Here is a 15,400-nt window from a genome sequence, read left to right as displayed (position 1 = left end):
ACTTGCAGCAAATCCATTCATGACCTCAAAAGCCCCCATCCTCTATCTCTGCCTCCTACTTGCCTTTTTGCCTTCGCTTGGAGCGCAAAAGCCCGACGCAATTCTCGACCTCGGCCGCTACCGCAATATCAAGGTATCGCCCGACGGCAGCCATATCGCTGCCACCTACCAAAGCGACAAGGGATACGTTCGCCTCTACGTACGCGACCTGGTTAGGCAAAAAACGGCATACGCCTTTCCACATGATGTGACCAAAGGCGAATGGGGCGAGCGAAGCCTCGAGAACTTCGCTTGGATTGACGACGAACACATTGTCGGCATTTCGAGTTGGGACGATGGCAACAAGGCTCTCGTCTTCGCCAAGGCTTCGAGCCTGAGCGGCATCGAGCCGATGAAAGTGCTCGACGCCCAAGGCGTTTATCGGCTGATAGATGCCATCCCCGGTTCCCCGGAATTCATAGTCGCAAAACTGCCCCCATCGGGAAAAACCGGCAACTGCGCCATCCTAAGGCTCTCTATCGAAAACCCCAAGCAATCGGAGGCCCTCTTTGAATGCGAGGGAACAGGCATCGAGGCCCTCACCGATCGCGGACACCGCTTGCGACTCGTGAAGCCGCTTCGAGAAAAGCAAACGCCCGAATGGCTAGCCCACGATTCCGATACCGGTCAATGGTCACCCATCCGTCTGAGTCCTTGGAGCACCGTGTACGGGTTCGATGCGGACCCCAGCCGCGTTCTCGTTGCCCAGGGTTTCGAAACGCAAGCGGCCGGTATCTACTACTTCGATATCGAGAAAGACAAACTGCTCTCAGCACTGATCGCAGACGAGGCCAAACCAATGCACAAGATAGTCCGACCCGTGTTTTCCCGAAAAGGCGGGCAACTCGTCGGTGTCCATATAAACGACGCCACTCTGAGCAGCAAATGGCTCGATCCCATCTTGCAAAATCTGCAGCGGAACATAGACACGGCTTGCCCGAATTCGAATAATCGAATCCTCGATTGGGACGAGGCTCGCAGCCGCGTCGTGGTAGAGCGAATCTACCCTGACCGCCCGCACCAGATTTTCGCCTTCGACTTCAAGAATGCCAAAATGGACCACCTCTTCGACCTCGGTGGCGACGTTTCTCCGAAACAAACGGCCCCCCAAGAATCCTTCGAATTCGAAAACCGAGACGGCGTCAAACTACAGGGTTTCCTCACCCTACCTCGCAAATCCAAAAAGAACATCCCCCTCGTGATTGTCGTCCGCAACCAGCCATTTAGCAGCCTCGACCACTTGCAGTGGCATAGCGACGATCAGTACTACGCCTCTCTCGGATATGCCACGATGCGCCTCAACTTTAGCGGATCCAGCGAATCCAAAGGGGATCTCGAAATTGACTGGACATCCCCAGAGGGGCCGCTGAAGCCTATCCACGATATCGTAGACAGCATAGACTGGCTTGCCCAAAACAAAGGCATCGATCCCCGGAAGATCGGGATAATCGGTTACGGCGAAGGCGGTTGGATTGCCACCTACGCGACCGCAGCCTACCCAGGCAGATTCGCCTGCGCCGCAAGCAACGATGCGATGTACGCCACCATGGGCCATCTCATCGATGGAGAAACAGAGCCTATCCATACCGCAGGCTTCCGACTATCCGCCTACCCCAAGACCGAACTATCCGAAGATCAGATCAAGAAGCTCGCGCCGTTCCACAACGTATCCAAAATGTCCACCCCTCTCTTCCTCAGCTATGGCACTTGGTCTCAGCCATTCATCAAAGAAGACACCCAACGTTTCGCCCAAATCGCAGCCGATGCCGGATTGGAGGTAAATAAGCCTTTCGAAGGCGCCTGGTGGGAAAGCCACATTACCAACAATGCTGCTTTCGCCAGCTATCAGAAACGCCTAGGCGCCTTCCTGAAGAAGCACTTGGACTAGCTAGTCGTCTCTGAAAAAGTCGTTCTAAGCGGCCGCAGGCGATCCTAGGATTTTCTCGTTTCGAGCTGAAGAACCTGAGCAAGCGAAGCAAGAAAGAAAAATCGTTCATCCATTTCTTGAGGTTGAAGGCCGCGGCGGCCATCAGCAGGTTGATCTCGTCGCCGGATAGGCCCTTGAGGTAGTTGCGGCCCAGCCGGTGGTCGCTTTTGAAATGCCCGATCATTGGCTCGATCCCAGCCCGCTTGCGGAAGAGTTTTCGCTTCTTGGTCTTTTCGTAGGCGGTGTACGAGGCGGCGGGCTTGTCAGGATTCAGTATCCGTGTCTTTGGAAAGGCAGCTCACCTCGGGTTCGTGAAGACTGTAGACCTTGTTCTTGTCCTTCCTTTTCTAGGAGAGGACCCTCTGGAAAAGGGAGAGCTCCTCGGCATGCCCCTTGAGAGGCTCTGCCAGCAGCTTGCGCTGGAGCTCGCGAACCAGTCTCCCGGAGATGGTCTTTAGCTTTCGCTCGGCCTTGCGGGCGTTCTTCACCCGCTTTGGGTTGGAACAGTTGTGCACGGCCTTCATCAGATTGGAGATCGTCCGACGGTAGGAGCGGCGAAGCTTCACTCCGTTGCGATCGGCTATCTTCACGCACTTCTCGCCAATCTTGCGGGCGAGCTTGTAATCGGTGGCATAGGTGAGGTTCTCCTCCTGGACAGTGGTGTCCGGGATGACAGTCGCCTCAATCGCCTTCGCGCCATGCAGGCGTATCGACTTCTTCAGGACGCATTCGCATCCTTGCGCTCCGATTCGCTTGCGGAAGTGGCTCAGGCTGCTGGGGGTCTACCTGAAGCTCCCAGCGGAAGTGGATCTCGCCGGTAAAGTGCTGAAAGTAGGGTAGGGATTCTGTATCCACTGCTCGACGACGGACTCGTCGCTGAGGTCGTGCAGCTGCTTGAGTATCAGCAGTCCCGCCATCAGCCGTATCGGCTTGCCCGGATTGCCCTCCTCTTAGAAGCAACCGAAGGTTTCCTCGAATCCTTTCCAGTCTATCGCCCGAGCGAGCCTGCAGAGCGGCTGCCGCTGGTCGAGCATGCTCGAAAGGTCGGGCGTCAGGAAGCTTGCTTGGGAGGCGTCGTTTCCGGTGCGCTTTTCATCATATCGACAAGGTTTTTGACTGATTCGCCAAGGATCTTGTCAGATCAACCGCAATATGCCAATCATAACTTCTTATAAATCAGCGTTTTGTGCAGACTTCAGAGATGACTGCACACTGCCAAGTTCGCCTGCAGAGCGGTTCGGTCCCATCTCTGCAGCGGCGAACCAGCCGAAGAGGCTCGAGACTACAGATTGGATCGCTTGTGCATGTCTTCGTCCACCTGCATCGCGTTCACCTCCAGCGATACCTCGGGCTGGACCAACCGATTCTCTTGTGCGGCCGAAAAACGCAAACCGTACATGCGAGCGCCCACATCGGTCACGCTTTCCGTCAATTCGGGAAAAGGATTGTCAGCAACATCGACGAGCCCGACGTTATAGTTCTCCCCGTCGCCACGCCCAGTTGGATTCTGGTCACCGTATTGAAACCAGTGCGTACCGACGATGTAAGGATTGAGCAATGCGCTTTCGACATAGACCTTGTAGAACTTCGCTCGCTCTGCCTGGCTATTCGCTACAGTCACGCCTGGATGGAGCGAACCACGATCCAGCGATCCAAAGTGGAATTCCCCGATCAAGATGGGTTTGTCCACACCATGGGGAAAACCGACGTTCGTAACATTGTAATCATACCGGTTCATGCTCATCACATCCTGGTACTTGGCCGCCGTCCGGATCACCGTCTCGCTGTTCGCCCAAGCCAATCGACATCCCAAATACATGATGTTGGGAGCAACCGCTTTCATTTCCTCGCGGACCGTCGAGAAATAGGTCTCTACGATCCTCGCATAGAATGCAGACAAGTCATCCCACGCCTTGGTCCGATCCGGCCGTACGGTGCTCTGAAGCAACGCCTGCCAAGAAGCATATTCAGTAGACCAAACGGCATTGAGCGACTGAATGTCGGCGTACTTGGCTCTGAGGTCGGAGACGAATTCCAGCTTGGCGGGTTGATCGGCCGGGCTCGCAAGCGCCGCCTCGGCCAGCGATCCTTCAGCGCCCCACGAAAGTTCGTTTTCTACGAAGAAGCCAAGACACCAGGAATCGTTCGCTGCCCGCTCCCGACCAGCCAGCGCAGCACGAACCTGCCGACGGAAGCTGGGATCGAACACATCGTGAAACGGACCCCAATATCCCTGCGAGGCCTCTATCTTACGCGTTCCCCTCACCCAAACCGTTTCCGTGTACGGAGTGACGCCGTCCTGGCAGAATTCGCGATCCGAAGCGACGCCTGCCGTATTCATTCCCCAGCTACGCAGACGGGCATGCGCCACGCGCCTGAAGCCCTCGCGCCAGTTTTCGCCAAACTTTCGAAACAAGTTCGAAGCATGGAAGCTGTACGTATCCCTTTCGCCTCTCCCTTTGTAGAATCCATGAGCGGCTCCGTGAGCCTTGCCAAAGAACTGCCCGAAACGAGAATCCTTCTCTGGAATCCATTCGAAATAGCCCTCGCGGTCTGTCACTCCCGTGGACGAGGCCCATGGATCTACGCAACAAACGCCATGCGACCAAAAAAGGTGTCCGTCAGGATCAACAAGCCACCAAGCGCCGTCGAGCTTCTCTGTCCTGAAGAACCCGGTCGCTTCCAGCTGAGGTCCCTCCTTCCAGCCACCAAAGCCACAAAAATGCGATGGCCCGGGATGGCTCGCCAAGCGGCGATCTTCCTCTCGGGCCAATTGACGAAGGTCGTCACTGGAATAGACTTTTCCTGGCCAATCGGCATGCTTGTATTGCCCAAAGCGATCGACAAACGGAAGAAAACCCTCGGAACCAACCCAACGCACCGGATTCGTTGCCCGAATGTTGTCGATCACAAGCTTGTGCCTAGCATCTGGATACACGATGGAAATCCGAACCTGATCGATAGCGCTCAAATCGGTCTTCGCCGAACCGGGCGCGGCCCGCATCGCCACCAACTCAAGCGGTTCGGCAAAGCGCCATGGCGAGGTGGAAATATCGTCGGCCACCGTCTTGGTTTCGCCCGGCTTCAAATCGAACCGAATCTCCATCTGCCAACCTTCCATGTCGTCCTCCGGATCGCCCACCTTGAAGATGATCTTCGCCGGATGCTCGCCAACATTCCTGATGTCCATCTTCACATGATAATAGGGATCGAGATCCCAGCTTCCCGAGGAGCGCTTGAGCGTTACTCCAGGCGCGCCAGAGCGAATCCCCGTTTCCACCAGAAGCTGCCGGTCACCCTCGCCAATCAGACTGGCATTGGCGTCGTTGCTTTCGACAGACCCAAGATCAAAGCCTTCGTCGAAATCAAAGAGCGTCAGGCTGTCAGGTACATCCGTTTGGGCACAGACTTCAGTGCCGAGATTAGGTCCTTGCAACGACAAGCCCAAGGCGAGGGATAACACTAGAAAGGGGGTATCTTTTATCATAGGTTGTGGAGTTCTTTGGGGAAGCTCTTTGAAACGAGCAGATCAGGAGAGCCCAACCGAAGGGCTTTCTTTTTTGCATACAATCGACAATTTTTAGTCAACACTATTTCGCCACGGCCCTTCCATCCGGGACCATTGTAATGCATCAGTCTCCTCAATCGGAACGTGCTTAAAAAGCCAACCGGCGCAACCGGTTGGCTTTTCGCAAAACAGAATATTTCACGCCATATTCGTCGCCACTCTTACAAAACGCAATTCAGGCCAGTCAATCGATATCCCAAAGCTCTTCGTGGTAGCGATAGTAGCTCTTGCCAAAGGCTTGCTGGTCGTCGCGCATTTGATCGTAGAGCTTGAGACTGCGCTCGATCGCAGCCTCCTGGTCTCCGACCATCAGCGTGTGGAAGTTGCTGGACAGGATCTTGCCCTTCGCGTCCGCAATCGACATCTCGACCTTAAAGAGCTCGTAGTCGCTTCCTTCGATGATCGTATCCAGATCCAAATACGCCTTCGAGCTCTCAGCGTCTATATGAACCACCCGGCTACCTTCGCCCAAAGTCTTGCCCGCTGGGCTCAACACCTTCCAACTTAAGATCAGATTCTCGAAGGAGCGATGATAGTCGTTGACGATCCAAACGCTGGCCTCCAGCGGAGAACCTGAATTGAAGCGGCGCTTGCGGTATTCGAGACTGGGCAACAGCGGCTGGTAGGCCCGCGTGACATACTCGAAGGCAGTCTTCTTCTTGCCATAGTAGTCGATTATGCCCCACTTGATGTCCGGCAAATAAGTCATGAAGTGACAAAGCGCCACCGCGCTGACCCGCGGCTTGCGGCGACGGAAATGCTCCAATGCATACTGGGCGATGATCCCATGAGCGAGTTGCGTCGACTCTACGAATTCCTCCAAGGAACCGTCCCGCGTCTCGCCAAAGACTTCCACATTGAGCAACTTCAAAATGGTAAGGTCCGCCCAATGGTAGCCCCAGCTCGGCCCCATCGGCCAGAGCTCCTTTTCGGGGATGAACTTCTTCAGACTCTCCACCGCCGGCGCCGAGGCCGCTGTCAACTCAGGAATCACGCAATAGTCCATGGTGCCGTAATAGTCCTCCATCAGAAGGTGACCGGCAGCGTAGTAGTGCTCATTGGCGTGAGAGGACTCCTTCGGAGCGAAACCAAGCTTCTGCCCGTACTCGCCACTCATCGGCGATGCCAAGGCATAAGGGACATTGGTCACCTCCGCTACCGCCTTACCGATCTCCTCCATGATCAGCTTGTTGTCGCTGTCGACATGGGCATCGGAGAAAAACACTTCCTCCCCTCCCATCCAAATGATGTTCGACGGGTGGTTGCGGCGTTGTATGACCGTGGCCTTGCACTCGTTTAGCACTCCATACAGAAATTCCGGCGTCGCCTCAAAGGCCTGCGTCGCAAAACCGAAATTCGTCCATACCGTGATACCCAAGCGATCGCAGAGTTCGTAAAATTTCGGTACTTCCGGAGGGTGCCAGCCGAAGATTCGTAGATTGTTGATGTTCGCTTCCTTCACCATCTTCAAACGGTCTTCGTACTTTCTATCGGAGTTGCGACCATAGAAATAGGACGGAGGACCACCCCAACATGCTCCACGAAGGAAGTACGGTCTACCATTGATCACGAAAGTCCACGGATTCTCAACTTCCGCCCGTAAGAAACCCGGATTCATTTCCAACTTAACCTCCCTCACACCAAACACTTCACGTTTGGAGTCCAGTCGATTGCCCTCATGAACAAGGACTGCAGAGAGTTCATAAAGATGCTGTTCACCCATATCCCAAGGCCACCAAAGCTTCACATCTTCCATTAGAACTTCTATACAAACTTTGTTTCTACCTGGACGCAGCGTTACGACGCCCTCCCAAGGGTACGCGCGAGATTCAAAGTTCTCTCCTCGGATCTGGGTAACCAGATCTACTTCGATCGGCTGACAGCCCAAGTTCTCAATTTCGATTTCTACCCTTACATTTGCCCCCTGCTGGCTCAACAGATCTGACTCAATCCTGAAATTTCGAATACGCGTAATTCCAGTCGCACGCACCTTGACTGGACGCCATATGCCAAAGGGCACTAACCCTGGCATGTAGTCGCCGGAGAAGCAGAACTTCTTACCCGCCACACGTCGATAGTTGCGCGGCGGAGGATCGAGCTTGATCATAATGATATTGCAGCCTTCGTACCATTGCTCGAAACGGGTCAGGCGGGTTATGTCGAAGTGAAAATCCTCGTACATGCCCTCGTGCTTGCCGAGGTAGATACCATTAAGCCAAACCTCGCAACTGTAGTCGACGCCTTCAAAAACCAGCTCGATCTGCTTGCCCCGCATTTCTTCCGGAGCGTTGAACTTGGACATGTACCAATACTCGTATTCATGGGCCCACTTCGCCTTGCCCATGTTTCGGCCCATCAGGATGTCGTCAATCTCACCCGCCCGCTGAAGGTCCGTGTAGACGTCGCCCGGCACCGAGGCCTGATTCCAATTGAAGTAAGTCCCTTGGTATTCGGAAGGCAGTTTGTGCCATTCCTCCTTCACCCCAGCTCCGGGGCGAATCTTTTCCATCTTCCAGTGATTTCCGCTGAGATCAATTTCCATGACAAAGTAGGTTTTCAATAGTTCTCGAGGTGGGAAGCGACCTTGCATCGCTATCCACTATTTAAATACATTTCCTCTGGTCTATAGGCTAAGCCTTCCTGGCAAAGAGGATCCGCGTCCGCTGCTGCCCGTTCTTCCAGGCATGCGATGTATTCGAGTGGAAGGTGATGAAATCCCCTTCCGCGAAACGAACAGATCCCGTCTTTTTCGTATCGCCGAAACCGGAATACAGCTCTCCACCCCCTTCGATCACATAAGCCAACCACTCGTCCTCCGATGCGTGCAACGGAAATTCGGCGGCTCCTGCTTCGATATCGAACAGGAAAAAAAGCAGCCCAACATCCTCTAGAGACAAGCCCTTCCAACCAGGAAAATCCAAGAGGCTAAAAGAGGGCCCCTCATTTTCGGAGAGAACACTCCCGCACTCCGTTTGACTCATGAGATAGTGTCTGCTCATTTCGCAACTCCCCTTCCCGGACTAGTACTTGAGATAGATCGTCCGCTTCTGCAGATAGCCTTCCAAGCCGTAGATGCCATCCTCGCCCCCCAAGCCACTGCGCTTGTGACCGGAGTGGTAGCCCTGGATGTAGCCGCAAATGCCCTTGTTGATGAAGATCGTTCCCGTCTCCATGCGCTGGATCGCGTCCATGAAGGTCGAGTAGTTCTTCGTCCAAAGGTAGGCCGACAAGCCATCGTTTCGCGCATTGGCGATCTCAAGAGCTTCTTCGTATCCGGAAATCCGTACAATCGGCATCACCGGTCCGAAGATCTCTTCCTGCACCGCCGCCATGTCCTTGGTCACATCGGTCAGGATAGTGGGCAGGTACCAGTTCCCCTTCTCGAATTCCGGGCCCTCGGGACGCTTGCCGCCGAGCGCGACCTTGGCGCCTTGCTTCACCGTCTCGTTGACGATGTCCTCGATCCGCTTCAACCCGCCGGGGCTGGTGCTGGCCCCCATGCCGATGTTTTTCATCGGGTCGCCCACCTTGATCTGCGAAGCCCGGGCGATCACCTTCTCGGTAAACTCATCCGCCACCGCTTCGTGCACCAAGACCATCTCGTTGCAAATGCACACCTGGCCGCAATTCGCGTAGCGGGCCACCACCGCCGCCTCGACCGCCTCGTCGATGTCAGCATCTTCCAATACAATAAAAGGAGCCTTGCCACCGAGCTCTAGCGAGAGGGCGGTCACGTTCTCCGCCGCGGAGGCGCAAATCGCCTGCCCCGCCCGAATGCTGCCGGTCACAGTAACCAGCTTCGTGATCGGACTCTCGACCAAGGTCGCTCCGATTTCCAGCCCGGTGCCGATCACCATGTTGATCACCCCCTTGGGCAAGCCGACCTCCTTCACCAAGCGGCAAAATTCGCAGGCGCTCACCGGGGTCAACTCGTGCGGCTTCAGCACCATCGTATTGCCCGTGATCAAGGCCGGGCCAATCTTGCGCCCGATCAGGGCCAGAGGATAGTTGAAAGCGCAAAGCCCCACCGTCACGCCATACGGCACCTTGTGTATCCACAATTGCTCGCGCGGCGCGTCGGTCGGAAAGATCTGACCCTCGATGCGGCGGCCCGCCTCCGCGTTGTACTGGATGTAGCGGATCGTGTCGTCGACCTCGTACTCGGCTTCGGCCAAGGTCTTGCCCTGCTCCATCACCAGCAGACGGGCAAAGTGGTCCTTCTCCTCCTCGAGCTTCTCGCACAGGGCGAGCAGGTACTTCGCTCGCTCGACCGGCGGCAGGGCCTGCCACTCCTTCTGGGCCCGAGCGCTGCTTTCCAAAGCGCGCTGGGCGTCGTCCTTGCTGCACGACGGAACCTGGGCGAACAACTCGCCGTTAGCGGGATTGCGCACATCGATTCGCTCGCCAGAGGAACTATCGATCCACTCGCCATCCACAAAGCATTGATAATAGCCTTTCACAATAGACATTGGTTTCGGGGTTAGGTTGGGGGTTACCGTTTACCTTCCGGTATAGTTAGGAGATCGTTTTTCGCAAAACGCGCGGAAGCCTTCCTTCGCGTCTTCCGTTTCATAGAGCGAATCCACCAGCCGAGCCTCTAGGGCCAGCCCATCCAGCAAGCTCAGCTCTCGGCCTTCCTGCAGCGAGCGCTTCAGCGCCGCCAACGTCAGCGGAGGCCCCTCCGCGATCGTCTCGAGATCCTGCTGCAGCTTCGCTTCAAATTCAGATTCTGGATACAAGCGATTCACCAAGCCAATCGCATAGGCTTCCGCCGGATGCACGTTGCGACCGAGCGCCATCAGCTCCATCGCCTTGCTCGCCCCGACCAAACGCAACAGCCGCTGGGTGCCGCCATTGCCGGGCAGCAGGCCGAGCTTCACCTCGGGCAAGCCGATCTGATAACTTCCTTCCTTGGCGATCCGCAAATCGCAGGCCATGGCTATTTCCAGCCCACCGCCTAAGGCATGTCCCGCCAGCGCGGCCACGAAGAGCTTGGAGCTTTCTTCGATCTTCGCCAGGGCCGCCCGGGCCAGGTCGACCATGAGCTTGTTGCTCTCCGTATCGTTTTCGGAAAACGCCGCGATGTCCGCCCCCGCGCAAAAGAACCGCTCCAAGGCGCTGCGAATCACAATCACCCGCGACCGTTCGCACGCCACCGCCGCATCCAAAGCCGCATGAAACGCCTCCATGAAGGCACGCGTGTAGGCATTCGCCTTGGGGCGGGCGAAGACAATGCTTCCCACCGCTCCGCTTACCTCGTAGCGAACCCAATCCTTAGACTCCTGCGCTGCGTCCATCTTCCTCGCCGGTTTAGAAATTTAGCGAATCGCCAAGCGACTTTCCCGGTACAAATGGTTTACCGCCTCCAACACCGACTTCGCCTCGCCACCTTCTCTCAAGAAATCGTGAATCGGGAATCCCGCGTTGTCCTGAAATTCCAAATACCCGGCGTAGCGCGGACGCACGAAAGCCGCATCCAAGGTCGGCAGCGTGCTCTTAAAGTACCCCTCGGTAAAGGCGTTGCACTCCTCGCTCAGCCATGCCGAACGATGCCCCGGCTGTCCGCCGCTGTAGAAAAACAGGGTACGTTGCACTTCCGGACTCGCTACAAACTCCGCGTACTTGGCAGCGGCTTCCTTGTGCTGGCTGCGCCCGGATATCGCCAAACCGGTTCCGCCTAACATCGTCCGTGGCTGCACGCCTTCCCGGGTAGCGACCACACCGCAGAAATCCACATGACGCTTCGCGTATCCCGCCCGACTGTAGTTAGAGTAACCATACAGATACGGATCGTATCCCGCTTCGTCCGTAGACGACATCTCCTCCAGGGCCGCGATCGGATTCATACCGTAGTACCGCTCCGGCACGTAGGACATCATCTCCCGCAAGCGCTCCAGGGCTAGCAATCCAGCCTCCCCATCGACGATCTCCTCGTCGTTGGGAAACAGTTCCGCCCCATCCGTGATGCACAGGTTCAGGAAATTCCCGTAAACATCCAAGGGAATGGCTGAACACACCAGCAAGCCCTTCCGGCCAACCGCAATCAACTCGTCCCAAGTCCTGGGCACCTCAAGTCCCGCCTTTTCCAGCAAGTCCCTACGGAAGGCCGAAACCGGAGTGGCCGCATCGATCGCCAATGCCCACTGCTTTCCATCGTATTCGTAACTCTCATACGACTTGCCAACCGAATTGACCCGTTGGTCCGCCAGAAACGCCTCGGAGAGCCAAGAATTCAAGGGCTCGAGCACGCCACTCGCCGCCGCGAAGCCCGACCAGGGATGGTCGATCACCAACAAATCATAAGCCTCCGCCAAGTCGGCGATCGGCTTGTCGGCAAACTCCTGCAAAGAGCGCTTCTCCCAATCGATCCGCACCTGTGGATTCAATTCCGAAAAACGCTGCGCCGTCGCTACCATTGGAGTGAATCCGCGACTGTGATTCCACGTGATCCCCTTGAGGACAATCTTATCGTTCGACATGAAAAATGGGGTTGATTTCAAATTCGAACATTGTTTTCATATTCGAACATCAAGTTCGTCAATGAAAAAAGAAGAGAAGTACGCTGCCCCTGCCTTGGACAAAGGCCTTGATATCCTAGAACGTCTCTCCCGTGTCGGCATTCCCCAAACCCAGCAGGAGATCGCCGAAGCCCTGGGCCGGACCCACACCGAGATCTTCCGCATGCTCGCCCGCCTCGAGCACCGCGGCTACATCATCCGCGATCGCGCCTCGGGCAAATACGAGCTGTCGCTCAAGCTCTTTCACCTGAGCCACACCCACTCGCCCATCGAGCTCCTGCGGCGCACCGCCATCGAACCCCTGCGCGAACTGGCCGACCAAGTCGGACACGCCTCCCACCTTTCCATCATCGACGGCGACGAGCTTCTCGTGGTCGCCCAGGCCCGCAGTCCAGGACCGGTTTCGCTCAGCATCGCGGAGGGCAGCCGCTTCCCGCTGCTCACGACCACCTCCGGCAAACTCATGCTGGCCAGTCTGCCCCACGACGTGCGGGAAGCCACCTTGAATCGACTCAAGCACTACACCGATCTCTCCGCCAAAAAGCAAAAGGAGCTGGTCAAGTCTCTCGATGAATTGGCCAAAGCCGGATACGCCGTCGCCCCTAGCGAGATCACCCAGGGCGTGACCAACGTCTCCGCTCGCGTCGGTCCGGAAGGCGAACACCTGCTCGCCACCGTAGCGCTCTCCTACGTCAGCTCCACCATTGGCGACTCGAAGTCCGACACTGATTTTCTGGTCAGCGCCACCCTGGAAGCGGCCAACAAGATCAATCGGGCCCACGGCCTGTAAATCTTTTCCCATTACATCATGTCCCACCCCCCGCTCCCTCTCGAAGGCATTCTCGTCCTCGAATTCAGCCAATACCTCGCCGGCCCCTACTGCGGTCTGCGCCTCGCCGACCTCGGCGCCGAGGTCATCAAGATCGAGCGACCCGGCAGTGGCGACGCCTGCCGGCAGTTGGCGACCAAGAACATGATCGTCGACGGCGACAGCCTCGTCTTCCACACCATCAACCGGAACAAGAAGTCCTTCGCCGCGAACCTCAAGGACCCCTCCGACCTCGCGAAGGTCAAGGAGCTTATAACGCGTGCCGACGTCATCACCCACAACTTCCGTCCGGGCGTGATGGAAAAGATCGGCCTCGACTGGGAAACGGTTCGCCAAATCAACCCCCGCCTCGTCTACGGCGAAGTCTCCGGCTACGGCAAGAGCGGCCCCTGGCGCGACTTCCCCGGGCAAGACCTACTTGCCCAATCCCGCTCCGGCCTGACCTGGCTCAACGGCAACGCCGACAACCCGCCCACTCCCTTCGGCCTCGCCATCGCCGACATGATCTGCGGCACCCACCTCGCCCAAGGCATCCTCGCCGCCCTGGCAAACAAAAGCCCCCAAGGCTGCCGCATCGAGGTAAGCCTACTGGAGTCGATTATCGATCTCCAATTCGAGCTCTTCACCACCTATTTCCACAACGGCCAACAGCTCCCGGTCCGGGCCAAGAAAGGCAACGCCCACCCGTATCTAGGATCTCCCTACGGCATCTACGAAACGGCTGACAGCTACCTCGCCATCGCCATGTGCGACCTGCAAAAGCTGGGACGCGTCATCGGCTGCGAAGGAGTCAAACGCTTCGCCAAAGCAGAGGAGTTTTCCCGCCGAACCGAAATCTACGAGATCCTCAGCAGCTGCCTTTCCCAGAAACCCACTGCAGCATGGCTCGCCCTGCTAGACAAGGAAGACCTCTGGTGTGCCGACGTGCTCGACTACGAACGCCTGTTCAAGCACGAGGCCTTCGAAGTCCTGCATATGAAGCAAACCGTCAAGCGCGACGGAGGTGTCGCCGTCGACACCACCCGCTGTCCCATCCGCATCGACCGGCGTCGCCTCTTTTCGGATACGGCCGCCCCCCGCATCGGGGCCGACAATGCCTATGTAGAATCGCTCCTCGCAAGAAAGCCAGCATCCCCAACCGAGACAAACGGGGCGAAAGCCAACGAGGCCACACTCCCGCTCGCGGGCATCAAGATCGTCGACTTCAGCCAATTCCTCTCCGGTCCTTCCGCCTCCCTGCGACTCGCCGACCTCGGGGCGGAGGTCATCAAGGTCGAGCATCCTACGCGCGGCGACCTCTGCCGCAGCCTCTACGTTTCCGACACCGAGATCGAAGGCGAGTCCACCCTCTTCCACGCGATCAACCGCAACAAGAAAAGCGTTTCGCTCGACCTCAATAGCCCCGCGGGCATCGAGAAGGTCCTACGCCTCATCGAAGGGGCCGATGTCGTGATGAGCAACTTCCGCCCAGGCGTGATGCAGCGCTTCGGCCTCGACTATGAAACACTGAAGCAGCGATTCCCGCAGCTCGTCTACGGCCAGATTTCCGGCTACGGCACGGAAGGCCCCTGGCGCGACAAGCCCGGCCAGGACCTGCTGGTGCAAGCCCTCTCCGGCCTCACCCAATTCACAGGCAACCGCGATTCCGGCCCGGTCCCCTTTGGCGTCGCCGCCGTGGACATCCTAGCCGGAGCCCAACTCGCCCAAGGCCTCCTCGCCTGCCTCGCGCGCAAGAATCGCACCGGACAAGGTGGCATCGTAGAGGTCAACATGCTGGAAAGCTCGCTCGACCTGCAATTCGAGCCGCTGACCATCTACTGGCAGGACGGCGGCCAGCCCGTCGAACGCTCTGCCACCCACAATGCCCACCCGCTCGTCGGAGCCCCCTACGGCGTCTACCAAACCAGCGACGGCTACCTCGCCCTCGCCATGGCCAACATCTTGCAGATCGGAGAACTCATCGGCTGCGCTCCACTTTCCGAATACACCGACCCAAAAAGCTGGTTCGCCCAACGTGACGCCATTAAAGCCATACTCGCAAGCCACCTGAAAGCCCAAAGCACTCAGCACTGGCTCGACATCCTCCAGCCCGCCGACATCTGGTGCTCCGAGGTTCTCGACTACAAAGGCTTTACAGAATCAGAGGCATACAGGGTCTTAGGACTAGAGCAGTCGATTCACTACGATAACAAGTCGACATTGCATACAACATGCTGTCCAATTCGATTGAACGGCAAAGTTATCCGCAATAAAACCCCTGCGCCTCGCCTTGGCCAACATCAGTGTTTGCTGAACTATTTATGAATACCTGAATCATGCTTTCAACAGATGACGTTTACAATCAAATGTCCAATCGCAGATGATACGCGAATTGCCAAAAGTAAGCAATCGACTGCACTTGGCGTTCATCGCGCTTGCATTTCTGGCTATCATTATAGGCTCGGTCTCTTTAGTTATCGCATGCTCAATTGCAGAAGTTGAAAACTCAAAAAAATCGATTTCTATTCTGCATGAGGTCG

Annotated in this window: 10 protein-coding genes; 3 read left to right on the top strand and 7 right to left on the bottom strand. The window is 56.7% G+C overall.

What is annotated here, in order from left to right:
- Positions 1 to 19 precede the first annotated feature (19 nt).
- The gene (locus QEH54_RS00280) at positions 20 to 1,927 is read left to right on the top strand and encodes a CocE/NonD family hydrolase (protein WP_309016602.1); all 1,908 of its coding nucleotides are present in this window, start codon (positions 20 to 22) and stop codon (positions 1,925 to 1,927) included.
- Positions 1,928 to 2,313: 386 nt separating this feature from the next.
- Here QEH54_RS00280 and QEH54_RS00275 read toward each other — a convergent pair whose 3' ends face one another.
- The 7 genes from QEH54_RS00275 to QEH54_RS00245 form a co-directional block, all read right to left on the bottom strand.
- Complete coding sequence (locus QEH54_RS00275; protein WP_309016601.1) at positions 2,314 to 2,556, bottom strand: hypothetical protein; 243 nt, start codon at positions 2,554 to 2,556, stop codon at positions 2,314 to 2,316.
- Between the two features lie 692 nt (positions 2,557 to 3,248).
- Positions 3,249 to 5,453 carry a hypothetical protein gene (locus QEH54_RS00270; RefSeq protein ID WP_309016600.1) on the bottom strand — a complete coding sequence of 735 codons (2,205 nt, stop codon included), beginning with the start codon at positions 5,451 to 5,453 and terminating at the stop codon, positions 3,249 to 3,251.
- Positions 5,454 to 5,718: 265 nt separating this feature from the next.
- Positions 5,719 to 8,076 carry a sugar-binding domain-containing protein gene (locus QEH54_RS00265; RefSeq protein ID WP_309016599.1) on the bottom strand — a complete coding sequence of 786 codons (2,358 nt, stop codon included), beginning with the start codon at positions 8,074 to 8,076 and terminating at the stop codon, positions 5,719 to 5,721.
- An 88-nt stretch (positions 8,077 to 8,164) separates the two neighbouring features.
- On the bottom strand, positions 8,165 to 8,455 hold the full coding sequence (locus QEH54_RS00260; protein WP_309016598.1) for a cupin domain-containing protein: 291 nt from the start codon (positions 8,453 to 8,455) through the stop codon (positions 8,165 to 8,167).
- A gap of 99 nt (positions 8,456 to 8,554) precedes the next feature.
- Entirely contained in the window at positions 8,555 to 10,003 is a 1,449-nt protein-coding gene (locus tag QEH54_RS00255) for an aldehyde dehydrogenase family protein (protein ID WP_309016597.1), read from the bottom strand.
- Positions 10,004 to 10,033: 30 nt separating this feature from the next.
- Positions 10,034 to 10,831, bottom strand: coding sequence for an enoyl-CoA hydratase-related protein (locus tag QEH54_RS00250; RefSeq protein WP_309016596.1), 798 nt, complete (start codon positions 10,829 to 10,831; stop codon positions 10,034 to 10,036).
- A gap of 21 nt (positions 10,832 to 10,852) precedes the next feature.
- Complete coding sequence (locus QEH54_RS00245) at positions 10,853 to 12,013, bottom strand: extracellular solute-binding protein (RefSeq protein WP_309016595.1); 1,161 nt, start codon at positions 12,011 to 12,013, stop codon at positions 10,853 to 10,855.
- 61 nt (positions 12,014 to 12,074) lie between these two features.
- Here QEH54_RS00245 and QEH54_RS00240 point away from each other — a divergent pair, with 61 nt between their 5' ends.
- Positions 12,075 to 12,842 (top strand): IclR family transcriptional regulator, encoded by a 768-nt coding sequence (locus tag QEH54_RS00240; protein ID WP_309016594.1) that lies wholly within the window; start codon positions 12,075 to 12,077, stop codon positions 12,840 to 12,842.
- 18 nt (positions 12,843 to 12,860) lie between these two features.
- Positions 12,861 to 15,185, top strand: a complete 2,325-nt coding sequence (locus QEH54_RS00235) for a CoA transferase (RefSeq protein ID WP_309016593.1) — start codon at positions 12,861 to 12,863, stop codon at positions 15,183 to 15,185.
- Positions 15,186 to 15,400: the final 215 nt, after the last annotated feature.

The sequence above is a fragment of the Pelagicoccus sp. SDUM812003 genome (assembly GCF_031127815.1).
Lineage (GTDB): Bacteria > Verrucomicrobiota > Verrucomicrobiia > Opitutales > Opitutaceae > Pelagicoccus.
Note: the sequence above shows the minus strand (reverse complement) of the source record. Positions and strands in the feature narration are given on the sequence as shown.

What these genes read in the sequence shown, in the direction of transcription:
- QEH54_RS00235 (WP_309016593.1), top strand. Translation starts at nt 12,861, where the DNA reads ATGTCCCACCCCCCGCTCCCTCTCGAAGGCATTCTCGTCCTCGAATTC.
- QEH54_RS00250 (WP_309016596.1), bottom strand. Translation starts at nt 10,831, where the DNA reads ATGGACGCAGCGCAGGAGTCTAAGGATTGGGTTCGCTACGAGGTAAGC.
- QEH54_RS00255 (WP_309016597.1), bottom strand. Translation starts at nt 10,003, where the DNA reads ATGTCTATTGTGAAAGGCTATTATCAATGCTTTGTGGATGGCGAGTGG.
- QEH54_RS00265 (WP_309016599.1), bottom strand. Translation starts at nt 8,076, where the DNA reads ATGGAAATTGATCTCAGCGGAAATCACTGGAAGATGGAAAAGATTCGC.
- QEH54_RS00270 (WP_309016600.1), bottom strand. Translation starts at nt 5,453, where the DNA reads ATGATAAAAGATACCCCCTTTCTAGTGTTATCCCTCGCCTTGGGCTTG.
- QEH54_RS00245 (WP_309016595.1), bottom strand. Translation starts at nt 12,013, where the DNA reads ATGTCGAACGATAAGATTGTCCTCAAGGGGATCACGTGGAATCACAGT.
- QEH54_RS00280 (WP_309016602.1), top strand. Translation starts at nt 20, where the DNA reads ATGACCTCAAAAGCCCCCATCCTCTATCTCTGCCTCCTACTTGCCTTT.
- QEH54_RS00240 (WP_309016594.1), top strand. Translation starts at nt 12,075, where the DNA reads ATGAAAAAAGAAGAGAAGTACGCTGCCCCTGCCTTGGACAAAGGCCTT.